Raw genomic sequence first — 24,173 nt, 5'->3', positions numbered from 1 at the left:
CGCCCGCCCACACACCCCTCACCCACAAACGGCCCTGGACACAAAGCCCGGAGCCAAAAAGAACGCGCTGCGTAGCCACACCACAACCCACCGCATTCACACCGAAAGCCCCATGCCGGATCCAAACCGACGACCTTCGCTTTACAAGTGGGGCCGAATCCTTGCCGGGGGGTGTTGGACGGCGTGGACGCACGGGCGACCTGTCGATCGGGGCCGCACGTGGCCAGGTGCTGGTCCGGGCGACGCCGCGGGTGGCCTCGGTGGGGTACGCGGCGGCGAGCGCCAGGGCACGGCAGAGCGCCGGATCGTCGGCATGGACGGTGTGGCGCTGGAAGGCCAGGACCGAGTCGACCGACGAAGGCGGACGGGGAGGGTCGGCAGAACGCCAGTCGCGCCGGCCTGCCTGAGTCACTGCCCAGGGTCTCGCAGTTTGACGATCCATAAGGGCATCAAGGCCGTTGAGTCCTTCTATAGCAGCGTCATCCTCAAAGGCACTGATTCTGTCCGGAATTTGACGACAACTCACAGATACGACGCACGCACGGCCTGGCATAGATTTCGGTGGCTCTCAACGCAGTCAAATCCTGAATAACGAAGAAAATCGTGGCCAATTGGCCGCCATGAAAGCTCGATACCCGTGGCGGGAACCGCACCGGCTGTAGGCATGAACCGATATGCGGAACTTCGAGGCGTTGTGCGATTGGCTCACTCCAAAGAGTGGTGGGTAAGGTAGCGGAACCCTCCACTCCGCCACTCCTCCTCAAACATTTGGCAGTTGCCTGTGATGTCTGTGTATACGGCTGGTCGAGAGGACTCTGATGTCTGAACCTCCTGCTTACTCGGTGCGCCCGGAGCCCGGCGAATTCGCGTCCCCGGCACATACTGGGACGAGGCGCAATAGGCAGTCCACACACCAAGTGCCCGTCAACGGGGCACTTCAGAGGCGAATGATCCTGCTGCCGGTGCTCCCGGCTCTGCTCGTCGCAGTCGCCGCGGCCGTCGCCATCGTGTTCGTCCTGCTGTCGCAAAAGGGCAGCCCGGATGCTGTGGCGTGGAGCATCCTCATCGGCGCCGCCGTATTCGGCTGCGGCGTCCTGCTGGCCTCTGCTGCCGTCGGCGACGCCGAAGCGCGCAGCCTGGCCCGGCGGTTCACGGCTCTGAGTCGCTCCGGTAACCGCGGGCAGGCGGAATTGCAGGACCTGCTGCACCGGATCGCTCAGGGCGAGCGAATCGAGCCCCCTCAGGCCGCCCCGCTGCCCGAGCCTGCCGGTGACGCCATCGATCTGCTGGCCCACGAGCTGACGGTGGCCCAGCGGCAGGCCGAGGCGGCCGTGGTGCAGGCAGCACAGCTTGCCCGCGGCAACAGGTCCGGCAGCGAGGACAAGGTCGAGGTCTTCGCCAACCTCTCCCGGCGGCTACAGTCCCTGGTCCACAGGTCGATCCAGCTCCTCGACGAGCTGGAGAACAATGTGGAGGACCCGGACCTGCTCAAGGGGCTGTTCCAGGTCGACCACCTGGCCACCCGCATCCGCCGGCACGCGGAGAACCTGGCGGTCCTCGGCGGGGCCGTCTCCCGCCGCCAGTGGACCCGTCCGGTGACCATGACCGAGGTACTCCGCTCGGCGATCGCGGAAGTCGAACGGTACTCCCGCGTCAAGCTCGCCCCGCCGATCGAGGGCAGGCTGCACGGCCACGCCGTGGCGGACGTCATCCACCTCCTCGCCGAACTCATCGAGAACGCCACGGTCTTCTCCTCCCCTCAGACACAGGTGGTCCTGCGTGCCCAGAAGGTCACCTCAGGGCTGGCCGTCGAGGTGGAGGACCGAGGGCTCGGCATACCGCGTGAAGAGCAGATACGGATGAACGCCCTGCTCGCCGACCCAGAGCACATCGACGTCGGGGAGCTGCTGAAGGACGGCCGCATCGGACTTTTTGTCGTCTCCACGCTGGCCCGTCGGCACGGCATCGCCGTACAGCTCCAGAGCAACATCTACGGCGGCATCCAGGCCGTACTCGTTGTGCCGGAGGGCCTGCTCGGTGACGAACCGGAGCCCAGCCGGCCCGAGACCGCCGCCCCCACGCCTGTCGAGGCACCCGTGCCGCAGCACTCCCGCGCCGTGGAGCCGGAGCCTGCCGCCGTGCGAGCCATGCCCCCGGCCATGGGCACCGCCAACGGGGCAGGGGCCACGGGAGTTTCCATGCCACTGCCGGCCGCAACACCCCAGGCGCCGAGCCCAACGGCCCATGCTCCGCAGGCGACGGTCCACACCCCCGTTCCCACGGCACAGCCCCCGTCCCCCGTCCCTGCGTACCCGGCATCCGCAAAGCCGGCGGACGACATGGGGCAGCGACCGGAGCTGCCACGCCGCCGCCGGCAGGAGCACCTGGTTCCCCAGCTGAGGGAGGCACCTGTCGACCGCCGTGGCGGAGTCGAGCAGGAACGGGAGCACGACCCGGGGCTGATGGCGGCATTCCAGCGCGGATTCAGCCTTGCCGAGACACCTGACGCGCCGGCACCCGCCCCCGCATCGGCACCCGCACCCGCACCCGCACCCGCACCCGCACCCGCACCTGACGAGACTCCCGCGGACAGGGACCGCTAGTCCACTGCTTCGGACCTCACCCTCAAGGAGAAGACGCAATCATGGTGAGCGATATGCGCACCGGCCAGTCGCAGGACCTGTCCTGGTTGCTGACTGGCCTCGTCCAGCGCGTGCCCCACACCCGTAATGCGCTGCTGCTGTCGTCCGACGGCCTGGTCAAGGCGGTCCACGGCCTGGACACCGACGCGGCGGACCACATGGCGGCCCTCGCCTCCGGCCTGTACTCCCTCGGCCGCAGTGCCGGGATGCGGTTCGGCGACGGCGACGAGGTCCGGCAGGTCGTGGTGGAACTGGACACCACCCTGCTGTTTGTCTCGACCGCCGGGTCCGGCGCCTACCTGGCCGTGATGGCGGGGCGCGAGGCGGACGCTGCCGTGCTGGGCTACGAGATGGCCATGCTGGTCAAGAGCGTCCGGCCCTACCTGGCCACACCCGCCCGCCGGCCGGCGGACAACCCGCACACCGCCACTCCGCATGCGAGGTATTGAGGATGGTGGACGCCCAGGACGGGATGTGGCTGGATGATGCGGCGGGGCGGCTGATCCGCCCGTACACGGTCAGCAATGGGCGTACCCGTCCCACGGCCCACCTCGACCTCCTCACGATGGTGATGGCCACGGGCTCCGGGCCACGGGGCGACGTCGGTCCCGACCATGCCCAGGTCCTCGGACTGTGCGAGGGCCCCAGGTCGGTTGCCGAGCTCGCCGCCCACCTACGGCTGCCTGCGGTGGTCACGAAAGTCCTGCTCTCCGACCTCGTGGACTGCGGTGCTCTCACCACGAGAGCGCCGCGCCCGATGTCGCCCTCTCCCAACGACCGAGACCTCCTGGAGGCGGTGCTGCATGGTCTACGCAAACGACTGTGATCCGTTCCCCACCGCATTGAAGATCCTGATAGCCGGTGGCTTCGGGGTGGGCAAGACCACCTTCGTCGGTGCCGTCAGCGAGATCGAACCGTTGAGCACCGAAGAGCTCCTCACCGCGGTGAGTGCCCGCACGGACAGCCTGGCGGGCGTCGAGGACAAGACGACCACCACCGTGGCCATGGACTTCGGCCGCATCACCCTGGACCAGAGCTATACGCTCTACCTGTTCGGCACCCCCGGCCAGGAGCGGTTCTGGTTCATGTGGGACGAGTTGTCGAACGGCGCGCTCGGCGCGGTCATACTCGCCGACACCCGCCGGCTCGACCACTGCTTCGCCGCCGTGGACTTCTTCGAGCAGCGTGGCATCGGTTTCATCGTGGCGGTCAACGAGTTCGAGGGGTCACACCGGTACACGCCGGATGAGGTGCGTGCCGCCATCGACCTCAACCCTGATGTGCCGGTGGTGATGTGCGACGCCCGGCTATCCAGTTCCGGGACCGGAATCCTCGTCAAGCTCATTGAACACCTGATCAGTTCCGCCGTCGGCCGTCCGGCGGTGGAGCAGGGCCGGCTGAGCTGAATCACCGCACCTTCCCACCGAAGCCGAATGGAGCGCCATGTCGCCCACACCGCACCATCCGCAGTACGACCCGACCAGCCATCTGCGCCTCACCCCGGAGGACATCGAGGCTCCCCAGCGCGTCACCCGGCTGCGTGAGCTCGGGCTCGGAGAGAACCCGGTGCCCGAGTTCGATGAGTTCGCGCGCGAGCTCGCGCGCATCACGGGGGCGCCGTATGCCATGGTGAACTTCATCGACGAGAACCGTCAGTACTTCGCGGGTCTCTACACCCCGGACGAGCATCAGGCCGGGGTGGAGCTCGGTCCGGCACCGGAAACGCCCCAGCCGGGCCGCGTGATGGCCCGCGATCACGGCTACTGCCCGCACGTGGTCGTGCGGCGCAAGGCACTGGTGCTGGAGGACGTCTGCGACTATCCGCGGTTCGCCGGGAACCCGGTCGTCGATGAGATCGGCATCCGCTCCTACCTCGGTGCCCCCCTGATCGACCGTACGGGCATGGCCCTCGGCACGATCTGTGTGGTGGCCCAGGAGCCCCGGCCCTGGGGACGACAGGGGCTCGACACCATCAAGTCAATGGCGGCGCGGCTGGTGGACCAGATCCACCTCCGAGAGACAGACGGTCTCTGATCCTCCGCCGAGGCCGGGACTGAGTCGGGATCCGGGACGCGGGATCGTGCCCCGGATCCCGCTGTGTTTCCAGGGCGTACTCGGTGTCCGTCCGGACCAGCTCGGAGAGCCGTTTCGACCAGGAGCCCTTGGCGGTGCCAAGTGCCTGCTCGCCGAGGCGCAGCAGCTGGATGTCCGAGGTACCGGCGGGGGCCAGGATGTGGAAGGCGTCCCGCAGATAGCGCTCCAAGGGGCGGTCGGAGAACAGGCCGCACGCCGCGTGGATCTCCATGGCGTTGCGCGCCGAGTCCAGCGCGGACTCGACATTGAGGTACTTCGCGTTCATCAGCTCGGCGTCACACGGCTCCCCGCGGTCGAGCAGATGCACGGCGTGGTAGAGAGCCAGTCGGGCGGTCATCAGCCGTGACTGCATCTGACCGAGCTTCAGTTTGATGTTGCCGAGGTCTCCGAGGGACGTGCCGTAGCGCTCGCGCTCACGACAGAACTCGGCCGTCTCGTCCAGGATCGCCTGGTGGATCCCGAGGGAGACCGCCGCGAGGTTGGCGCGCCCGTAGAGCACACTGGAGGAGTACGCCACGGAGAGGCCCTGGCCCTCTTCGCCCAGGAGATTGGCCGCTGGTATCCGGCAGTTGTCGAAGATCAGCTCACCGAAGCTGAAACCGTGCAGGCCCATGGCGGGCTGCTGCTCTCCCAGGGAAAAGCCGGGGGCGTCGGCCTCCACAAGGAAGGCCGAGAGGCCCTTGGACCCCGGGCCGGTACGCACGACAACTCCGTGCAGGTCGCCGACATGACTGTTGCCGACGAACACCTTCCGGCCGTTGAGGACGTAGTCGTCGCCGTCGCGGACCGCCGTGCTCTCCATGCCCAGGACGTGCCCCCCGGACTGCGGTTCGGTGACGGCGATGGTCGGCAGGCAGTCGCCGGCGGCGATCCTCGGCAGCCAGGTCTTCTTCTGCACCTTGCTGCCGAAGTGATTGATCTTGGCCACGCCGAGCTGGGAAGCCTGCACCATGGCTCCCATGGCGCCGCTCACACGGGACAGTTCTTCGATGGTGATCGTCTTGGCCAGGTGCCCGGCCTCCATGCCGCCGTACGCCCGGTCGATCGTCACCCCGATCCAACCCTGACGGGCGATCAGCCGGGAAGCCTCGTGGGAGACGGTGCGCGCCGCCTCCATCTCCGATATTCGGGGCCGAATTTCCCGCTCGGCGAACGTTCTCACCCGTTGACGCAGATCCTCATGATGACGGTTGGTGAAGTAGCGTTCCACGACGAGCCTTTCCTTCGCACTTCCAGCCTCTGCACCTGTAGGTGAAGAGGCCGTTGTCGGCGACGGCCATCACCGGACCAACAGGACACATCGCCTACAACACAGCGGGGGCGATCAAGATGATCTTGCGCGCCCCTGGCTGAAAGTAACCCGTCTGTTTGCAGATTCCAACTCCCCAATAGGGCATCGAAGTTACGCATAAGCCGATACGGTAGGCACCATTTGTCGGTTCGTTATGCGCAGATGGATATGTGGGCTCGGATGCCACTGCGTCAGCAGCTGAGAGAAATTCAGCTTCATGGGCCAACGTGCCGCCGACTGTCACAGTCCGCCATGAAGGCAGCAATGCCGACAATGGCTGCGACTTCCACCGAATGTGCAATCGGTCATCGACTTCATGTCATTTACTGACACTACTTGCGAGTATGTGCTGCGGTAGACCTCGCGAGGTTATCGCGCGTTAGCACGGACAACTTGTGTGGAGCCTGTGAAGTTGTCGCATGGCCGCGTGGAGATGATGCACGAGTTGGCCGCGAATTTGCACTGCGGGGACTGTGGGAAATCCCGGGCAAGGCAGACCGTGAACCGTCCGCCCCCCATCCGGAAGAGCGCGGTGGATCCGGCGGAGAGAACGGGAACTGGGCCTGGCTTACGCCGAGGCCGAGCGAACGGACGTCGGATGGCACGGACAGGATTCGGCACACGCAGCAGACAAACAGGGATAGTGGGCGGGCGGTCGCTGAGAGCGAGGCGGCCGCGGCCGACAGCTGCTCCGGCCGCGGTGCGATGACGTCGTCGCAGGTCCGTCCGAGCCAGCATCCGGGTAAACAGAACCAACACGAGTGTCGCGTGGCTACTCGGCTCGCCCTGATGGTGAGCGACTGCGGCCGGGCTGTCGGGCGGCGTCGGTGGTGGGTCGGTCGACGGGGTGTCTACACGTCGCCCAAGACACCCAACGGGAAGCGATCAGCCACCTGGACCGGCTCCTGAAACGGCGGCTCGACCGCGGCTGACCACGCCTGACGGCTGACGGCGCCCCGACCGCCCCGCAGATCTCACCCATAGATGTCAGAAGCCCCAGGCCACATCTTCGGTTCTAGTGGTCGTTGCAACACCCCAGTTCAAGGGGTGCGATGGGCTTCGAGATCCGCAAGGTCCGTAAGGCTCAGGGGCCTGTGAAGCTCCGAGCCGAGCGGGAGGAATACTTCCGGCTCGTGCAGATGGGGCTGACCAACCGAGAGGCAAGCCGACGCGTCGGCGTCCATGAGCGGACTGGCCGCGAGTGGCGAAACGGCCGCTTGGACCCGAAGCGGCGGCGGGCTCCTGCTCTGCCAGAGCAGGAGCCCGTGCCCACGTCGACGAGGTATCTACGTGAAGACGAGCGCATCCACATAGCCGACCGGCTGCGGGAGAAGGCGTCCGTCCGTGCGATCGCCGCCGAGCTGGGCCGCAGCCCGTCCACGATCAGCCGGGAAATACGCCGCAACGGCCTACCCCTGCGCGGTGACCACGCCCGATGGGCCTACCGCCCCCACGCCGCCCAGCGCCGGGCCGATGCCCGCCGGCCCCGGCCCAAGCCCGGCAAGATCGGCCAGAACACCGAGCTGCGGGACTTCATCCAGGCCCACCTGGTGATGCGATGGAGCCCGGAACAGATCTGTCACGCTCTCCGCAAGAGGTTCCCCGACCGGCCGGAGATGCACGTGGTCCACGAGACGATCTACCAGGCCCTCTACGTCCAGGGCCGCGGCGAACTCCGGCGCGAGATGGCCAGAGCCCTGCGGACAGGGCGGGCCCGGCGCAAGCCGCACCACCAGGCCGCCGCCCGGCAGCCGCGCTTCTCCCACCCCATGGTCATGATCAGCGAACGGCCCGCAGAGGCAGACGACCGCGCCGTGCCCGGCCACTGGGAAGGCGACCTGATCATCGGCAAGGACAGCGCCTCCGCCATCGGCACCCTGGTCGAGCGGGCCACGCGCTACGTCATGCTCGTCCACCTGCCCCAGGGCCGCGGCGCGGAAGACGTCAGCACGGCCTTGCAGACCACCGTCCAGACCCTGCCACGGCACCTGACCAAGTCCTTGACCTGGGACCAGGGCTCGGAGATGGCCGCCCACCACGCCTTCACCGTCGCCACCGACATCCCGGTTTACTTCTGCGACCCGGCCAGCCCCTGGCAACGCGGATCGAACGAGAACACCAACGGCCTGCTGCGGCAGTACTTCCCCAAAGGCACCGACCTCTCCGCCCACGATCCCGAGCACCTGGCCGCCGTCGCCGCCGAACTCAACAGCCGCCCACGCAAAACGCTCGGCTGGGAAACCCCAGCCGAGCGCCTGCATAAACTGCTCGCGTCCTGATCAACACGACCACGTGTTGCAACGACCCCTGGAATCCGCCCATCCGGCCCGGGGCTTCGTCCCTCTTCACGCTGAGAGCCCCCTGTCGGATTCGAACCGACGACCTTCGCTTTACAAGTTCGATCCGGGAGCAGCCACAGCCTCTGCCCTGGCGACCAGTAGGACCGTCCAGGGTCGCTCAGCGCTGGCACTGTTCACCGACGTTGATGTCAGCCGTGGATGTCAGCGACCTTGCCCGACTGGCTCGATGACATCGGCCCACTCCCGAGTTGACCAGGGGTTTCCGCTCACCCCGAGCCGCGCAGCCACTACGTCATCAAGGAAGCGTGCGTTGGAGATCTTCAGGGCCTCATGCGGCCACCAGAAGGAGTCACATTCAGTGCACAGGGAGAACGTAGACCCGTCGTCCTTGAACCGGTAGAGATGAACCCAGTCCTGCTCGCAGCGCGGACACTCTGGAAGCCGTGTGGGCATACACGTCGCCGTTCGCCAGTCGTGCGGGAACACCGGATTGGGAACGCCAGCTCCACTAATGACCGATGGGGATCTCGTAAACGATCTCGCACAGAGAGGCGGGGACGACGATGTCCGCCGTCTCCACAGGCCGCCCCTGGTCGCTGTAGTACGTCCGCCGAATGTGCGTGACCAAGCCGCCCTTCTGGATGCCGAGGAGCGACGCCTCCTCGGCATTCGCTTGCCGCGGCTCCGGCTGCTCCACAGCGTGGCTGACCGTGATGCCGATCTCGGCCATGCGGTTCACCACGCCCACCCCGGCGTGCGGCCCACCCTCCGGGAGGACGACGACGGTGCCCGCGGTGAGGTCGTACGGCTCCCAGCTCGTCGACAGCTGCGCCGGCTTGCCGTCAGCAAGGAACTCGTACACGGTGCGGACGCACAGGTCACCCTGCGCGATACCGAGGCGCGACGCGATCTCGGCCGGCGCCGACACCTTCGCCTCAGTCCGGCTTTCCCAATCCCCCAGCTTGCCCACGGCCTTCATATCCGCGCGAAACGGGGAGCCGTCAGGCTGCTCGCGCGCCGAGGAACGGACCATGCGCACGCGCTGACGAGGGGCGGCAACGTACGTACCGGATCCGGCGCGTCCTTCCAGCACTCCCTGAGAGATCAGTAGCTCTTGAGCGCGACGAATCACGTTCTCACCGACGCCGCACTCCTGGGCGATCTGGGCCCGTGAAGGGAGCCGGTCTCCCGGCGTCCACTCCTGCTCCGTGATCCGGCGCCGGAGCTCGTCAGCGATGCGGAGATACGGCGGCTGCTCAGGCATATGGAAAATCTAGTCCACTAGCTCTAATCTAGTTAACTAGCTTTACTCCAGGTGATCACTCGACGACGGAGGCTGCCCTGTGCCTGCTTCGGAAGTAAGCGCCGAAGACATCGCAGCCCGGTTGTCCGCCGTCGGACTCACCCCGCGCGTGGAACGGCGCGCCCGACTCACGTCGATCGAAGTGGAGGTACCGGAATCGCTCTCCGCCGAGTCGTGGCGGGAGGTCTTGGAAGCAGTGGCAGAGGCCGACCGATTCGGGCTCCTCGCCAACAGCTTGAACGGCCGCACCTTATGGGCGGCCGTACGCACAGCGGCCCCCGCGACGGGCGATGTCCGGGGGCCTGGCAGTCAGCGATAGGAGCTGATCAGCATGTTCAACCGTATCCGCCATACCGCCGCGCACACCGATGAGCGATGCGTCCCGATGAGCCGGTGCCATCGATCGCCGGTGTCCGTCGGGCCGGCTGTCGCGCCTCGCGATCGCGTTGCGCACCACCGGTTCGCGACATCGGAGGCCCTTTGATGTTTCCTCGTCAGCAGCTTCGCGTGACCCACACGAAGGCCGCGCCCTACCAGTCGAGTTCCTGCCGGATCGGTAGGCACGGTGAGTGCGCCCATTCCTCCCCCGCTACCGCACCAATCGGCATTCCCGTGGTCTACGAGGCATGCATCTGCTCCTGCCACACGGTGGCCGACGGTGGCGTCCGAGCGGACGACCCGCGGTGAGGGGCTGGGCATCGGGTGGTGGACCGGCCGCCCCTGTCGAGGTCACCTCTGACAGCGTGCAGCGCGGCGACGTCATCCAGATCGGCGGTCGCCCGTGTCGCATCACCGACTTGCTCCAGCTTCCCGGCGGAGCGAAGCGCTTGCGGTTCGAGTCGGGCGAACTGCTCACCATGCACGCCCGGACTCGGCTCGTAGCCGTACGAACGCTGAGAAGGTGGTGATGCCATCCGTGCTCTCTCGCCGCCACGTCATCGCCGACGACATCCGGAACAAGATCTCGACCGGCCGGATCAAGGACGGCGAACGGCTCCCATCCGAGGCTCAGCTCGCTTCCGGCTACGCGGTCAGCACGGCGACGCTGCGCAACGCTCTTGCGATCCTCCATGGTGAGGGGCTCGTCGAGAAGATCCACGGCAAGGGGAACTTCGTCCGCTACCCCCTCCGCAGAATCACGTACATCGGCGGTGGTCTCACACCCAGGAGGGACCCCTCGGCCGATTCAGCGTTGCGCGTCAGCGTCCGCACCACCAACCTCCAGGCGCACGGTCAACTCATCGGCCTGCTGGGGGTGTCGGCAAAAAGCCCGCTCACCGAATTGCTCTGCCTCAGCCACCAGGGGAAGTCACCGCAAAGCCTCGCTCGCATCTACGTGCCTCGCGACCTGTCGCCGACCGACGTTCCCACCGAATCGCACTGCTACGAGGGGGTTGAGGCGAAGCTGGCAGAGCTCCGCCCTCCACTGGCCGAGGTCCGGGAACGAGTCAGCGCCCGTCCTCCGACACCAGAGGAAGCAACGACCCTTCGGATCAGCTCGGCCATGTCAGTTCTCGCGATCACCCGCGTGGCGGCTGACCGCACTGGACGCGTGGTCGAGGCGGCGCTTCTGGTGCTCCCCGGCGACCGCGCAGACGCGCTCTTCACCACCCACCACATGACCCATGAGAGGACGAGCGGAGAATGACGATCCACAACGAGCTGCGGCTCCTCCCGTGGTCAGGCCCCAATGGCCAGCCTTGCTACTTGAGCACCGAGGACTGCGGCAGCTATCTGTCTCGCCTGGCAGACAACACCGAAGCGGTGCAGCTGGAAATGGCAGGCGATCTCACGGAGCACGCGCTCGAAGTACTGGACGACGGGAAAGCAGAGCCGAACGAGCTGCGGCTCCTGGCGACGGACATGGCTGAGGCCCTGCGTGACGTTCGTCGTGTGGCGATCAGCCGCGGCCACCGCTTGCCGGTAACGGATCCTCCGGCTTGCGAAGGAGGCGATGAGGGCCCTCGGCTGCCTGCGGCGGCCTTCGGCTAACAGCGACACATCGAACGGCAGGGGAGCCCCATACTCAATCTGGGCTCCCCTGCCGCACGATCCGGCCCTCCGGCAACAGCCACTCTTTCCGCGATCGAGCGCCTGAGCTCGCGTGGTGGCGACCGGTACCTGGTCACCGATGATCGCTTTGTAAGGCTGGTGGTGATCTCTGCAGTAGATCTGCTGGTCGGTGGGCGGGCGGCCAGCCACAGCTTCTCGATGGATGCTGGGACCGGTAAGCACCCTCGTTAACCGTGGCTGCCCCTCCGTTGTGGCACGCATCTGGCACGCCCTGAATCGCTGCCCGCCTGGACCTCTGCTGACGACAGTCAGCCACGACGGTGGGTGCGCCGACCGACCAGGCGCGCGTATGCCTCGCGGTACCAGCTCCGGCCTCAGCCACCGTGCCCGATCATTGGCACACTCCCAGGAGCCGGCTGGTACGAGCGGTGCCAACCACCGCATTAGGAGTTCGATCACTGCGTGGCACTGCCGGGGGCCGCCTGGCCACTTCGACCGTGCCAGACCGCCTGGGAGTGCTGGCGTCCGGCGCCGTTGATGTCACTAGCGGATGCCAAAACGGGGCCACCACATGCGCTCGCTGACACGATGGTCCGATGTTGACCTGGCGCGCATCAAAGCAGAGACCGTGGCGTACTTCCGATGGCCAAGCTGACGGCGTCCCTCGAAGGACTGGACGGCGTGGCCGAGCAGGACCGGGCCTTGCTGGAGGAGCGAGCGGCCAGGCTCTCCTCGGCGTGATCCACGGAGACGCAACATCGGGAACGTCCTCCGGCACCGGGACGGGCAAGCGGTAAGGGCTCAGCAGCGGCGCGGTTTCTGGACGGCCCTGACATTGTCTGTCGTTGTCGATCACCCTCGGACGCCCCAGGGGTGGCCCCGGCGGCCGCTCACCACAGCGGCCCAGTTCAGAAGAGGTCGTTAGGTCCCCGATAGTGCAGCTCGATGCCAGGCCCGTCACTGACCCTTCGCGCGTGAAGTATTCCTTCCATGGACAAGTGGAGCGAAATATTGGCGCGGCCGACAAAATCAAAACCTGGCGACCAGAGTCTGACCTCATTATGGTGTACCGTTGCGCGAAGCCATGCGCGCTTAGATGGCGGTGGGCCGGACCAACTGACTTCATCAATCCGCTCGACTCTTTTTCGCCATGACCGATATCGGGTCCGCGATGCATTTTCTAGAAATCGCAGCCACGCTTCGCGTGACTCTGCGGTCGGCCAGTCCGGTGAACGGCTAATTTCAGGATCCAGGCGAGCAATCCATGTCCACATTCCTGGAACTGAGGCGAATGTCGCACCGGTCTCCTCAATGGCAGCTATTGCGGCGACTCGGTGGTCGAAGCCGGCGCGAATCATGATTGAGGCTGGTTGTAGAAAAGTACCAGTCTCGATCGCGGTTAGCACTGATCCTTCAAGCGCGGCAGCAGTGGGGTTACCTTGCGCGTCCTCATACACACGAGCCGCCTCAGCACCCCACACCAGTCGATAGATCAGGTCCGATTCGATGAACTGGGCGATGGCGATGCGGTCATCAGGATCGGGGCCATCGACGTCTCCTAGGGGCCAGCCATTCACCCACTGTCCGAGTACCACTCGCCAGTTCCTGATCTTCGTCTCGGGCCGGAACGTAGGCAACGAGAAGATCGTGTCTGCGATCTGCTCAATCCGAGTTGTCGCGGTTGCATGATCTCTGCCCGCTATAGCGAGCTCGGCCTGGGCGATCAAGTCAACGACGTCGCTTGCAACCTGTGCAAGTTCTCGTCCTGCGTCTACGCCGAGCCCTGCAAGGTACCATCCGCGGCGCTGCGTTCGTGTGCTTGTGGCCCAGATGAATTGGGTCCGGCTGGTGACTACCTCACGCAGGGCGGCAGCTGGCGCCTCGTTGAGGCGCTGGAGTTGCCGGTCCCACAAGGAATCCCTGAGGGTATCTGCGATTCGCTGCGTGATCTGGTCAGGATCGGAGTCATCTTCCCCGAGGACGCTCAGGATTCCTGTGTCGAGGAGCGCGAGGTTTGACCGCCAGGATTGCTCTGTCACCTCTTGGGCGTCTGGCGTCTCGCCGGCAACAACCGGGAATGTCCATTCTGAGCCGCCTGTGAGATAATCGAGGAATTGCTGCAACTGCCCAGACCCGATAGATTCAACGATACGTCGGATTAGGACAATACTCACCTCAATCAGCCCGGACCGCAAAGCCTTGCCGGTCTCACCGCTGGTGAGTTCCCTCCAATCGCGTCGTCTGGAGTCCTTGGGATCGAAGATGGGGCAGAGCACGAGACCTTCGCTGTCGACGAAGGCGCGGCCAGCCCGGCCGATGACATTTGAGAACTCGGCACCGGTAAGAAGGGTCTTACCGCGGCGAAGTGCGTGGAACAGCACGACGGAGGCCGATAGGTTCAAGCCTTGTGCGAGGGTCGGTGAGGCCACCGTAACCCTGACAACTCCTTCATGAAGCAGACGCTCAACCTCACGGCGGAAAGGTGCGGGGAGTGCGCCGTGGTGGATCGCCACTCCTAATTTGAGGCACTCCAAGATGGGATGATCGCTACCGAACCATTCGGCACCAATCGAGAGAACGCTCGCCAGGTCGACTTCGGGGGGAAGGACCGAGTCAATGAGGCCTTGCCTTCGAAGTTTGACGATCTCACGCGCATAAGGCTCAACCGAGTTCCGTTGCGGACAGAAGATCAGAACGGTTTGACCTTCTTCAACTAGTCGCCACGAGGCCGCGATGACTAGTTCCCGCTGGTCAGCGGGAAACGATTTCCTCCGGGGGCGAGTAGGCGCTGCTGCCTCGAGATATCTGGGGATAAAAGGCCGGTCGCCCCCCAGTGTGATCGACAGGCGGGCGTGATCTCGACGCCATTCCACCAAGCCAAACCGTTGCTGCGTGGGACGCCATTCCTCGCGATGGAGCCCGTGCGGGTTTCCGTCGGTTATCCAGGAAACGAAGTCATTAAGGTCCTCCCCTGAAGGGAAGACAGCCGAGAGACATACGAGCCTCCGCGTGTTCGCGTCGGAGCGGCGCAGAAGTCGCTGGATCTGCGCTTCATACCGAACTTCACGCTCGGACGGCCCGATCATGTGTCCTTCGTCCAGAACTACCAAGCCAACGTCATCGAGGAGAGTTGGGTCCGATCTGAGAGCGAAGTCAAGTTTTTCCGGGGTCGCCACGACAATGCGACTCTCACGGAGGGCATGCGCATCGAAGTCACTTACGCCCATGCTTCCGTAGAGGGACGAGACATTAATCCCGAGAGGCATAAAGGTCCGGGCTAACACCTGTTCGGTTTGAGCGGACAGTGCCCGCAGCGGAGCCACATAGACGGCCCGCTGCTCCTGAGCCAGGCAGGACAAAATGCAGAGCTCTGCGATCCGGGTCTTGCCTGCACTGGTAGGGAGAGCAACAACTAGGTCGTCGTTACCCTCGAAAATCCGACCGACAACATGTAGCTGTGATGGCCAGAGGTCGATCTCGGAGCGCCTGCGGGCAAAGAGGGTGGCTACGAAAGTTCGTCGCAGGTAACGCCACCGAGCTTCGCGTAGCGTGTCAGGAATTTGAACGTGCGCAGTCCCTACCGGTGGGGGTTGACCGGGGATGTTGGCGCTAATACTGGTCTGGGCAAGGTCGTCGAGCAGTCGCCGTGTGAGGCGATGGACCCACCACGGCCCCGGTGCGCTTATTTCATGGGACGCAAGCTCGCCTGTCCGGAGGTCATCGAGCGCTGTCGCCATTAGTTCCGGCTGTGCGTGAGCCAAAGCAAATAGAGCAGCGGAGACCGCCGACAAGTAGTTCTCGCTGAGCAACAATTCGACAGGGCCACGGTCGATTGTTGGATTACCAGCCTCCTCGTGAATAGAAGGAAATTCTCGACTGGATCCGAGGAAGGCTGCCAATAGGGCATCGTCCGTCACATTGGGCGATGCCCGTAAGCGTCGAGTCCGTTCCTCGATAGCATCGAGGGAGCGCATAATCAAGTCAGCCAGCGTCTGTTCCATCGGCGTCAGTCGACCTGATAGCACACTCCCCTGGACGAGCGAGTAGGCGCGTGCGGCATATCCAGCCAGGTGACTTGCTGCGCCGGCGATCAAACGATGGAAAGATGTATCTCTATCCTCCGATACGTTCCTGGTGGCCGCCTCAAGCGCGTACGAGGCATGGATAAGGCCTTCGCGAGCTAGACTTATGTAACCCGCTGTTCCCTGACCTGCCCCGTCCGTATTGACAGGTTCAACGATTCGTAGGCTCGTGGAGATCAGAGAGTACCCGTACCCGAGAAGGTCGTTATCCAGGGAGCTATCGAACAATGGCGCTCCGTCGGGCAGTATTCCGCCACGACGGATCATAGACTGGGCTTGCCCTCTGGCGACGAGTCGACCGCGGAACCGCGGTTCTATGGCGCTGGCCAAGGCTTCGGACAAGGATTGTTGGTCACGCACGTTCCGCAATCGCCTTCTCGTAGACCGCGCGAACAAAATCCTGGTGTGCTTGCACCCGAAGAATTACTGCTCGCTGCGCTATGTCACCCTCGTAGGCAGCCAGATCAGCCTTGACATGGCTGGTCGGATTGTTCCCTGTGAACAGGAACATCAGGTGCGTAACGGTCTTAGGTCGAATCCCATCTTCGAGCTGGAGCGTAAGGATTATTTCCCCCACATTGTCATCGACCGTGCCCAGCAAGCGCTCTGCGAACTGGGTCAATGAATGTGGCGATGGAAGCCCGCCCGATCGCTGCAAACCTTCACGGGCTTCTGCCACTGTCGCAGACCGCGCTTGAGCTCGACTTTTCGCTTCGCCCTTGATTAGATGCACCTTCGACGACGAGTCAAGTCTTGCGCCGAGCACGTCATCGCCGCGCATTGCCCACTCCTGGTGGTCACGCTGGATCAGCCGACTAGGGCCGACAACATACCCGCAATCTTCCTCTAGAAATGCGGCGGCGAGTATCTCGCCAAGATCCCCTGATCTTGCGCTTTGAGCAGTTGGAAGCTTGTTTTGCAGAAACTTGGCTACCTGACCCTTGCCGAATCGTTCCGCAATGCGTGTCAGCGATTTAGTTTCGGCGTAGCGGCTGGGAAGGTAGGCGGAAATGAACGCAATACCAACCTCATCCGTAGTCGACGTAAGAACGTCGATGACGTGAGATTCGATATCCGTCAGCTGAGAGGGTTTGCACCACTTCTTGTAGCTCGTCACCTCATTGCCCCCCGCAAAAGGTCGCCGTCTCCATACAGTCGATGTGCCGCCCACCCGAGGACCGGCCGTACCGCTCTCCGCAATCCGGCATGGTCAATCCTCGCGATCACGAGCGCAGTGCGTCAAGTGCGCTTCCGCTCTGCGGGGTCTGTCACCAGTCGGCTTGTAAACCCGGCACCGCGCAGGCGCTCGTACGCTGCGGCCACGTCATCAGGAACGTGCTGTTCGAGCATGAATCCTTGCTGTGGGTAGATCATGAGCCGCTGTTGCGCGCCCGTCAACAGGTCAATTACGAGTGAAGGGCCGGGTCTGTGGCCTGCGGCCGCGTAATCGATCAACGCTGCGAACTGCGACTTGGCTGTCGGTAGTCGTCAGCGTTGGTCGTCGTTGAGCGCCTGCGCACGGCCCAGAGACGGCCCGAGCGAGGGCGCCGCGGGGTGCCTCTCGATGCGAACTACCGGCAGCGAGGTTGCTGAGGTCTATGGAGTAGGTCAGCTGGTCCCTGACGGGCGATGACATCCGGGAGCGGTCGGGCTCGTTGCTGTACTTCTGTGCTGTACAGCAACCGATCTCCGCCCTGGGGTTCCCCTGTCTATCGCCCCGATTGATTCACGCGGAGCAGATCATCCATGGCGCCACGTGCTGCTGCCACGAAGGCATCGAGGCGATCATTCAGGCGGGAGTGGACCTGGAACCACGAATCGACGGGCGTCTCCTCGCCCGGCTCGCTACGGCTTCCATCCCGCCGCCAACGCCGCAATATGTTGAGTGTGGGAGGCAGCTGAGACAAGCACGTCATGAGCTCATCAGCCAGTTGCGATACCGTTTCAGGCCCCTCCAGCTGCACCTTGTGCACCGAGCCGCCGGCCGCTCTCACGGCTGCGTCGACTTCTGCAGCTAAGGCGTCGATGCCGCCCACCGCCTCGTAATAGGAGCGCATGATCATGTCACCAAGCCTGTCACCGTCGTGGTTGACGACATGGACGTCGGCCAGAAACTGCTGATACACCTGCCGACGGTGGTCCATCTGCAGCTCTCGTACCTGTCGACGCTCTTCAGCTTGCAGTAGTTGTGCCTGTTGCTGTTCAGCGGAAAGGAGCTGCAGCCGCTGCTGTTCTACGAGGGCTGCATCTTTGCGCCGTTCCGACCGGAATGTAACTACTGCGGTCATTCCGCCACCTGCAAGTGTTCCAACGACACTTACGACCGCCACGAGTAGAGAGTCCGCCATGGCCCCATGCTGCCAGCGGGAAGTTCTCTGGGCCTGAGGATTGATCACAAGAGGGGCGCCGCCGAATCGGCGCCGAGACTGAGGCCCGCCGCCGAAACCAGTAGCCGAAGAAGTGACCCGCCGGGTCTCTGACCTGCGGCCGTGTAATTGATCAACGCTGCGACCTGTGACGTAGCTGTCGGTGGGTGTGAGCGTTGGTCGTCGCTGCGCACCCTTCCACGGCCCGGAGACGGCCCGGCAGATTGGTTCCGCTTGCGGTTGGGGTCAGCCGTGGTGTGGGACGCGCACTTCGATGTTCGAATCGATGCCGAAGATCCGCTTCTCCTTGGACGTGAGACGCAAGGGAACCGGAGCCTCCTCACGTGCGGACGTTCGAGCGCTTTCGGCTAGTCGCTCCATGATTTCGGCGAGCTCCTGCGCCTTCACGTGCTCTGCTTCGGCGCGAGCCATGACGTCTGCGTGTTGTGATGACGGCGCGCATTGGCGGCTTCGCACGGCTCGTGAAGTGATGATCGCACCCGTCCAGGAAATGATCACGCACAGAGCGGCACCGGCTATTGGGAGCACGAAGTTCATGATCATGCCTCGCTTCTCGCGGTGCTGGCAGCCAGCCAGACTGAAGAGGTACCACAAAAAACGCTGGCGCCGAAAGAGCTGGTGGCCCACATGATTGCCTTGCTGTCAGTATGCGCGCCCAAGTCGCGAAGCATGACGTATGCCAGCACTGCGTAACCGGTTGCGCCAATGCAGGACAAGACGAGAAGGGCGTTGCCGAACCAGTGTTGAGGCCACTCCTTAGCGCACAGCAGGTCCCCGAGACCACCAACCATGATCAGGAAACCACTGAGTACAAGCTCGCCACTGATGTACACCTCGGCTGCGCTTCTGGCGTCGAGGATCATGTGGAATGCGAGTGCTAGGGCGGCCATAAGCGTTACCGCAGCAGTCCAGACGGTGACACGCTTCAGGGCCCAAACGTAAGGGCTCTCCGCCATCAGCTTTCGCACCTCCTGGTGCGCGATGCCGCATGTTCACCACAAGATGCTATTGGCCCATGAGCAGCATCGCACTTCGGGCACAGTCTTGAAACTGTCGTGGCGGCAACGTCATCGTGGGTTCAAATCCCACAGCCTCCGCAGCTCAGCACGGCGAAACGGCCCCTGACCAGGAAGATCGGTCAGGGGCCTTCGCTCTGCCTACGCACTTCGACTGCCCGGCCTTCCCCGTGGTTCCCCGTCAAAACGGGCACGGGATGGGCACGGGCGTCTTCTGATCCGTAGCTCTATGTGGATCGGTCGCTGATGGTCAAACTAGGCGGCCTAAGACTCGTGAGAGCCGTCTAAGTCCGTAGCCGGCTGTCCAGGTTGCGGTATGCGGCTGCTGTACTGCGTGCACCTCACCGCAGGGCATTGATCAGGGCGCCGACCCCAGCGAGCAGGGTTCCGAGTCCGGTCAAGATCGGCAACCACGTCGCACCGCCGCCTTGCCGTCCTCCGCTAGGCTCTGACTCGGTAGGAGTGTCAGACATGCCATCCCTTCCTTACGTGCCTCGTATAGGGTGCGTTCCGGCCCCGTCCTGGTCTGGTGAGATAAAAAGGACGGGGCCCTTTTATGGCCACGGAACGTATCAGTGGCCAGCTATTGAGCGGGGCACTGGAATCCGGATTCGGCTTCCCTCGCGATGAGCGAGTGGCGCCGTCACGATTTTTCGTCGCACTCAGTTACCACGCTTCTGACCTGGCTGTTATCGAGTCTTGGCATATGCCCGCTCGTGCACTGAGGTACCGCCGCCGTGCAGAGGGACCTCGACGCGGTGCACTCGGCCCCCTGTGAGGGGGAACTCCCCTCTCGACGAGGCGGGCACAAAGTGAACTTAAGGGACTCCGTTGGTCTTGCGTTTGGCTCAATCTCTACGGATTCGTGCAGGCTCACCTCTGCCCCTCTGGCCAAAGAACGACGCGTGATCATCTTGACGCGGTCACAACGGTGGGGCACTTAGCGGAGCGCCCATGACGGGCTTGGCCACCTCGCGGCAGCAGATAGCTCCCCCTCAGCCACGGATCGGGATCCCGGTCCGCTCACGCTCCTGCATTCGTGACGGTGGCGGTACGGCGGCCCGCCCCTTGCCGGCCTGCATGCCCGGAGTGCTCGGCCGCGCCGACCCCACCCCTCCCGTAGCCAGCTTGCTTTTGGCACCCTCGATCGCTGGTTGTCGCCGACGAGAGGCGGCCACGCGTGCCATGTGACCGTGGGCACCTGAGACGGCCGACCGCTTCCATCTCACCCTCCTCGCCCACCTCTTCGCACTTCTTCGCCGCCCTCGGGCTCCCGCCTGGACTCTTGACCCTAAGCTTCCGGGGGCCTGCATGACTGCTCCCTCCGTCCTGGTGGCGGGTGGCTGCGTCGGGCCTCGTGGGGGCGGCATCGGCTGTGATGTCGGGTGGCGGGATTCCTGCTCGGCCGGCGCTGCTGTGGAGGGGGCAAAGCGCGAGGAATCACCCCGGGGCATCTTCAGGTGGCGCGGGGCCGGGGGCCGGGCGGAGCGGGCCGCAGGCAGGAGCGTCGCCCGAGCCCACGAGCCCGCGCCGGCCCGCCCAGCGGGCCAGTGGGGTGTGATTCGTAGCGGCGGCTGCAAGCCGTTGACCTGTGCGCCGGATGCCGAAGGCAAGAGCATCCGCCGACCAAAGCCATGAGCCGAAGGCCGTCCCGCGGGGACCAGGACGCAAGACGTGTGGTCATCGAGGTGCAGGGCTTGCTGCTGTCCTGGCTCGGCTCTCCATGGACTGCTTCAACTGGCGATGAGTTCCGCGCGATCGGCTTGGGGAGACCGGCAAGGGAACGGCCCCGGGCGAAGCCCCGCAGAGTGCTCCCCCACCACCTTCTCCCGGCCGAAGGGCGGGAGCTTGATGAAGTAGAGAAAGTTCTATCGCGCCGACGCCAGCCGCTTGCCGTCATGGCTTCGCACGTGAGGGCCCGCTCCGTCCAGGGCGTCCAGGAGCCGGATTGAGTAGACCTCGGACATGGACTCCGCCACCTCCTCGGGCGTGAACCAGGTGACCGCCGTCGACTCGCCGGAGGTGCGCTCCTCGCCTCCCACTGGCTTGCAGCGGAAGACCAGGGCCACGATGCCTCGTGTCGTGTTCTTGTAGACCCCGGTGAGCTCGTCGACCTCGACGTGGATGCCCGTTTCTTCCCAGACCTCGCGCCGTACGCCGGCCTCCGGGGTCTCTTCGAGTTCGAGCACTCCACCCGGGAGTTCCCAAGCGCCGTTGTCGGCCCGCCGGATGGTCAAGAGCTTGCCGTCCTCGCGGACCACCACTCCGGCCACGGACACGGAGTGCAGTGGCGTTGACTGGGCTTCCGGGGCGCTGTTACTCATGTACAGGAGCATAGGAGGATGGGGAGAACTATGGGAACCGCGGTAGGAGGGGATAGGGCCGTACCTCGATACGTGCAGATCGCCGACGACATCGTGCAGCAGATCAGGGCTGGGGTCCTCAGGCCCGGCGAGATGGTGCCGAGTGAATCCGAGCTGGTCGAGCGCTACGGCGTCTCGGGCGGCACGATCCGTAAGGCGATGGCGGAGGTCCGGGCGAGCGGCCTGGTGGAGACCCGCCACGGCAAGGGCTCGATCGTGAAGGACCGGCCGCCGGTACGGCACCGCTCTTCCGACCGCTTCCGTCGCTCGCACCGGCAAGGCGGCAAGGCCGCCTATCTGGCCGAGTCCGCGCAGTCCGGAGCCACGGCCAAGGTCAGCGTTCTGTACATCGGCCCCATGGAGGCCCCGGAGGACGTGGCCGATCGCCTCGGGGTCGAGCCCGGCACTCAGGTCCTCGCCCGCCGGCGGCTCTACTTCCGTAACGGCACTCCGGTCGAGACGGCCAGCTCGTACCTGCCCTGGGACGTGGTGAAGGACATCCCCGAGCTGTTCGCCGAGAACCCCGGCGGTGGCGGCATCTACGCCCGACTCGAAGACCACGGGCACGAGTTCGCCGAGTTCGTCGAGACCTTGCAGGCTCGGTCGGCAACCAAGGCGGAAGCATCCGAGCTGGCGCTCAGCCCTGGCGCCCCCGTCGTGCATCTCGTCCGTGAGGCGCTGACGACCGAGGGCCGCGTGGTGGAGGTCTGCGACACCCTCATGGCCGCTGACCAGTTCGTTTTCAGCTACCGCATCCCCGCCACGGACTGACACTCGCTCAACTCTCCTCAACCCGCCCCGACTTCTTCGTCGAGGCGGGTTGACTCATGTACAGGAGTCAGGCACTCTTCTTCATGTCACTCATGTACATGAGTGACGGAGTTCAGCATCTATAGAGGAGTGATCCAGCGTGCGTCAGATCCCTGTCGACACCTCCGCCGCGACCGTGATGGTCGCGAAGCAGCCGCAGATCAAGATCAAGGACCGGCGTACCGGTGAGGTCGCCCTCGACATCGAGTCCGGGGCGAAGTTGATGACCGTGGACGTGATGTTCGCGGCCAACGACGAGGTGGAGATCCTGTCCGTCACCGTCCCGGAGACCGGTATCTCAGGTGAGCTGGGCATGGGTGTGCCGGTGGCGCTGACCGGCCTGATCGCCCGGCCGTGGGAGAACGAGTTCAACGGGCAGAAGCGGCACGGCATCGCTTTCCGTGCCGTGGCCGTCACCTCGCTCGCCGCCGGTGACTCGCAGGCTGAGGCGGCCTGATCATGGCCCGTCTCTCGGTCGTACTGCTGCTGCTCGTCGCCACCGCTCTCGTACTGCGGTGGCGGCGTCCCGCCTGGTACTGGATGGCCTTCGGGATCACCTTCGCCGTGCTGCGGGTCTTAGTCCGGTACGCCTCGGTCATGGATGCCTGCGGTCTGACGGTCCCGCCCGCGCGCTGGCGGCTCGCACTCGCCCGTATGACCTACCGACCGGCTCCCGAGCCACGCGCCCCGCGCATCCTCCGTCTCCGGCCGACCCGCACCGGCTTGGTCCTGCGGCTCAAGCTCCGGCCCGGCCAGGACGCTTTCGATGTCTCCGCCGCTACCGATCGACTGCGGCACTCCTTCGGGATGTACGGCGTCATCGCCCGGGAGATCCGCTCCGGCGTCGTCGAAATACGGATGACCGGCTACGACGTGCTCAGGCGCGTACAGATGCCAGTCAAGCTCGACCGCGCACCGATGCGTGTGCCCGTCGCGCTGCGCGAGGACGGATCGGTCCACTACCGCGACTACCGGACCGTCCCGCACGGGCTCACGCTCGGGGCCACCGAGTCGGGTAAGTCCGTCTACCAGCGCAATCTGGTGGCCGGCCTCGCTGCTCAAGACGTCGCGCTCGTCGGTATCGACTGCAAGCAGGGGGTCGAGCTGTTCCCGTTCGCTCGCCGCTTCTCCGCCCTCGCCGACGACCAGGAGACCGCTCTCGAACTGCTCGAAGCCCTGGTGTCGCACATGGAGTCCGTCTACCAACTCGTCCGCGAACAACAGCGCATCAGTGTGAACGTCCCCGACGCGGAGATCGCCGCCGACATCTGGGATCTGGCCGAGGACCTGCGTCCCAAGCCCGTCGTGGTCCTGGTGGACGAGGTGTCCGAACTCGCGCTCTTCGCCTCCAAGGAGGAAGAGAAGCGCCGGGACCGGATCATCACCGCGCTCGTTCGTCTGGCGCAGCTCGGCCGCGCCGCCGGCATCTACCTGGAGATCTGCGGCCAGCGCTTCGGCTCCGAACTCGGCAAGGGCATCACGATGCTTCGAGCCCAGCTCACCGGCCGTACCGTGCACCGCGTCAACGACGAGACCAGCGCCAACATGGCCTTCGGCGACATCTCCCCTGAGGCCGCACTGGCCGCCATCCAGATACCCGCCAACACCCCGGGCGTCGCGGTCGCCGGGGATTCGACCGGTGGCTGGTCACGCATCCGCGCCCCGCACACCTCACTGCGCGAAGCGGTCAACCTCTGCAACAAGCACGCTGAGCGCACGCCGAACGTGCCCGCGCTCGCGCCCTTCCGGCCTGCCGTCGCCTCGTCGGCCTCCGACACTGCGCCACTCAACAAGGCATTCAGCGCGACTGCTTGATCCCCCGCTCCAAGGTCGGCGCCACCTCAACGCGCCAGGTCCCTACCCCCTCCATGC

General features: G+C 64.9%; 21 protein-coding genes and 1 pseudogene. 13 read left to right on the top strand and 9 right to left on the bottom strand.

Annotation, left to right across the window (positions count from 1 at the left end):
• Positions 1-962: 962 nt before the first annotated feature.
• Genes QT196_RS23810 through QT196_RS23790 form a run of 5 tightly spaced genes read left to right on the top strand, consistent with a single transcriptional unit; the run spans position 963 to position 4,676 of the window.
• On the top strand, positions 963-2,603 hold the full coding sequence (locus tag QT196_RS23810; protein WP_356948479.1) for an ATP-binding protein: 1,641 nt from the start codon (positions 963-965) through the stop codon (positions 2,601-2,603).
• 41 nt (positions 2,604-2,644) lie between these two features.
• Complete coding sequence (locus QT196_RS23805) at positions 2,645-3,091, top strand: roadblock/LC7 domain-containing protein (RefSeq protein WP_168480890.1); 447 nt, start codon at positions 2,645-2,647, stop codon at positions 3,089-3,091.
• Positions 3,092-3,093: 2 nt separating this feature from the next.
• Complete coding sequence (locus tag QT196_RS23800; RefSeq protein ID WP_168480889.1) at positions 3,094-3,468, top strand: DUF742 domain-containing protein; 375 nt, start codon at positions 3,094-3,096, stop codon at positions 3,466-3,468.
• On the top strand, positions 3,446-4,048 hold the full coding sequence (locus tag QT196_RS23795) for an ATP/GTP-binding protein (RefSeq protein WP_168480888.1): 603 nt from the start codon (positions 3,446-3,448) through the stop codon (positions 4,046-4,048). Before QT196_RS23800 ends, QT196_RS23795 begins: the two co-directional genes overlap by 23 nt.
• A 37-nt stretch (positions 4,049-4,085) precedes the next feature.
• Positions 4,086-4,676 carry a GAF domain-containing protein gene (locus tag QT196_RS23790; protein WP_168480887.1) on the top strand — a complete coding sequence of 197 codons (591 nt, stop codon included), beginning with the start codon at positions 4,086-4,088 and terminating at the stop codon, positions 4,674-4,676.
• Here QT196_RS23790 and QT196_RS23785 read toward each other — a convergent pair.
• Entirely contained in the window at positions 4,615-5,946 is a 1,332-nt protein-coding gene (locus tag QT196_RS23785) for an acyl-CoA dehydrogenase family protein (protein ID WP_266734209.1), read from the bottom strand. The two genes, QT196_RS23790 and QT196_RS23785, sit on opposite strands and share 62 nt — an antisense overlap.
• A gap of 1,226 nt (positions 5,947-7,172) precedes the next feature.
• Between QT196_RS23785 and QT196_RS23780 the strand changes: the two genes are divergently transcribed.
• Entirely contained in the window at positions 7,173-8,306 is a 1,134-nt protein-coding gene (locus tag QT196_RS23780) for an IS30 family transposase (RefSeq protein WP_290356669.1), read from the top strand.
• A gap of 529 nt (positions 8,307-8,835) precedes the next feature.
• Here QT196_RS23780 and QT196_RS23775 read toward each other — a convergent pair.
• Positions 8,836-9,591, bottom strand: a complete 756-nt coding sequence (locus QT196_RS23775; protein WP_290355646.1) for a GntR family transcriptional regulator — start codon at positions 9,589-9,591, stop codon at positions 8,836-8,838.
• Positions 9,592-9,670: 79 nt separating this feature from the next.
• Here QT196_RS23775 and QT196_RS23770 point away from each other — a divergent pair, with 79 nt between their 5' ends.
• From QT196_RS23770 to QT196_RS23755, 4 genes are all read left to right on the top strand, one after another.
• A complete protein-coding gene (locus tag QT196_RS23770; protein WP_290355645.1) occupies positions 9,671-9,949 on the top strand; it encodes a hypothetical protein in 279 nt (92 codons plus the stop codon).
• 364 nt (positions 9,950-10,313) lie between these two features.
• Positions 10,314-10,538: a hypothetical protein gene (locus QT196_RS23765; RefSeq protein WP_290355644.1), complete on the top strand. Its 225-nt coding sequence runs from the start codon at positions 10,314-10,316 to the stop codon at positions 10,536-10,538.
• Complete coding sequence (locus QT196_RS23760) at positions 10,538-11,278, top strand: GntR family transcriptional regulator (protein ID WP_290356705.1); 741 nt, start codon at positions 10,538-10,540, stop codon at positions 11,276-11,278. Before QT196_RS23765 ends, QT196_RS23760 begins: the two co-directional genes overlap by 1 nt.
• A complete protein-coding gene (locus QT196_RS23755; RefSeq protein WP_290355643.1) occupies positions 11,275-11,622 on the top strand; it encodes a hypothetical protein in 348 nt (115 codons plus the stop codon). The genes QT196_RS23760 and QT196_RS23755 overlap by 4 nt, the downstream gene beginning before the upstream one ends.
• A 929-nt stretch (positions 11,623-12,551) precedes the next feature.
• Here QT196_RS23755 and QT196_RS23750 read toward each other — a convergent pair.
• The 7 genes and pseudogenes from QT196_RS23750 to QT196_RS23720 all read right to left on the bottom strand — a co-directional run bounded on the left by QT196_RS23750 (position 12,552) and on the right by QT196_RS23720 (position 21,464).
• Positions 12,552-15,644, bottom strand: coding sequence for a DEAD/DEAH box helicase (locus tag QT196_RS23750; protein WP_290355642.1), 3,093 nt, complete (start codon positions 15,642-15,644; stop codon positions 12,552-12,554).
• Between the two features lie 433 nt (positions 15,645-16,077).
• Positions 16,078-16,842 (bottom strand): Hachiman antiphage defense system protein HamA, encoded by a 765-nt coding sequence (locus tag QT196_RS23745; RefSeq protein WP_290355641.1) that lies wholly within the window; start codon positions 16,840-16,842, stop codon positions 16,078-16,080.
• A 122-nt stretch (positions 16,843-16,964) separates the two neighbouring features.
• Positions 16,965-17,138, bottom strand: a pseudogene (locus QT196_RS23740) (YdcF family protein); the annotation flags it as partial.
• Positions 17,139-17,434: 296 nt separating this feature from the next.
• Entirely contained in the window at positions 17,435-18,013 is a 579-nt protein-coding gene (locus QT196_RS23735) for a hypothetical protein (protein ID WP_290355640.1), read from the bottom strand.
• 324 nt (positions 18,014-18,337) lie between these two features.
• Entirely contained in the window at positions 18,338-18,655 is a 318-nt protein-coding gene (locus QT196_RS23730) for a hypothetical protein (RefSeq protein ID WP_290355639.1), read from the bottom strand.
• Entirely contained in the window at positions 18,652-19,068 is a 417-nt protein-coding gene (locus QT196_RS23725; protein ID WP_290355638.1) for a hypothetical protein, read from the bottom strand. Before QT196_RS23725 ends, QT196_RS23730 begins: the two co-directional genes overlap by 4 nt.
• Before the next feature lie 1,928 nt (positions 19,069-20,996).
• Positions 20,997-21,464 carry an NUDIX domain-containing protein gene (locus QT196_RS23720; protein WP_290355637.1) on the bottom strand — a complete coding sequence of 156 codons (468 nt, stop codon included), beginning with the start codon at positions 21,462-21,464 and terminating at the stop codon, positions 20,997-20,999.
• A gap of 18 nt (positions 21,465-21,482) precedes the next feature.
• Between QT196_RS23720 and QT196_RS23715 the strand changes: the two genes are divergently transcribed.
• The 3 genes from QT196_RS23715 to QT196_RS23705 all read left to right on the top strand — a co-directional run bounded on the left by QT196_RS23715 (position 21,483) and on the right by QT196_RS23705 (position 24,116).
• Positions 21,483-22,262, top strand: coding sequence for a GntR family transcriptional regulator (locus QT196_RS23715; protein WP_290355636.1), 780 nt, complete (start codon positions 21,483-21,485; stop codon positions 22,260-22,262).
• Positions 22,263-22,401: 139 nt separating this feature from the next.
• Entirely contained in the window at positions 22,402-22,758 is a 357-nt protein-coding gene (locus tag QT196_RS23710; RefSeq protein WP_290355634.1) for a hypothetical protein, read from the top strand.
• 2 nt (positions 22,759-22,760) lie between these two features.
• The gene (locus QT196_RS23705) at positions 22,761-24,116 is read left to right on the top strand and encodes an FtsK/SpoIIIE domain-containing protein (protein WP_290355633.1); all 1,356 of its coding nucleotides are present in this window, start codon (positions 22,761-22,763) and stop codon (positions 24,114-24,116) included.
• The last annotated feature ends 57 nt before the right edge of the window (positions 24,117-24,173 follow it).

The organism is Streptomyces sp. P9-2B-2, assembly GCF_030406865.1.
Taxonomy (GTDB): Bacteria; Actinomycetota; Actinomycetes; order Streptomycetales; family Streptomycetaceae; genus Streptomyces; species Streptomyces platensis.
This window is presented reverse-complemented; position numbering and strand designations above follow the sequence as displayed.

Coding starts and splice junctions, on each gene's coding strand:
- QT196_RS23805 (WP_168480890.1), top strand. CDS start 2,645: ATGGTGAGCGATATGCGCACCGGCCAGTCGCAGGACCTGTCCTGGTTG.
- QT196_RS23800 (WP_168480889.1), top strand. CDS start 3,094: ATGGTGGACGCCCAGGACGGGATGTGGCTGGATGATGCGGCGGGGCGG.
- QT196_RS23795 (WP_168480888.1), top strand. CDS start 3,446: ATGGTCTACGCAAACGACTGTGATCCGTTCCCCACCGCATTGAAGATC.
- QT196_RS23790 (WP_168480887.1), top strand. CDS start 4,086: ATGTCGCCCACACCGCACCATCCGCAGTACGACCCGACCAGCCATCTG.
- QT196_RS23775 (WP_290355646.1), bottom strand. CDS start 9,591: ATGCCTGAGCAGCCGCCGTATCTCCGCATCGCTGACGAGCTCCGGCGC.
- QT196_RS23760 (WP_290356705.1), top strand. CDS start 10,538: ATGCCATCCGTGCTCTCTCGCCGCCACGTCATCGCCGACGACATCCGG.
- QT196_RS23755 (WP_290355643.1), top strand. CDS start 11,275: ATGACGATCCACAACGAGCTGCGGCTCCTCCCGTGGTCAGGCCCCAAT.
- QT196_RS23750 (WP_290355642.1), bottom strand. CDS start 15,644: ATGGAACAGACGCTGGCTGACTTGATTATGCGCTCCCTCGATGCTATC.
- QT196_RS23735 (WP_290355640.1), bottom strand. CDS start 18,013: ATGACCGCAGTAGTTACATTCCGGTCGGAACGGCGCAAAGATGCAGCC.
- QT196_RS23730 (WP_290355639.1), bottom strand. CDS start 18,655: ATGATCATGAACTTCGTGCTCCCAATAGCCGGTGCCGCTCTGTGCGTG.
- QT196_RS23725 (WP_290355638.1), bottom strand. CDS start 19,068: ATGGCGGAGAGCCCTTACGTTTGGGCCCTGAAGCGTGTCACCGTCTGG.
- QT196_RS23720 (WP_290355637.1), bottom strand. CDS start 21,464: ATGCTCCTGTACATGAGTAACAGCGCCCCGGAAGCCCAGTCAACGCCA.
- QT196_RS23715 (WP_290355636.1), top strand. CDS start 21,483: ATGGGAACCGCGGTAGGAGGGGATAGGGCCGTACCTCGATACGTGCAG.
- QT196_RS23705 (WP_290355633.1), top strand. CDS start 22,761: ATGGCCCGTCTCTCGGTCGTACTGCTGCTGCTCGTCGCCACCGCTCTC.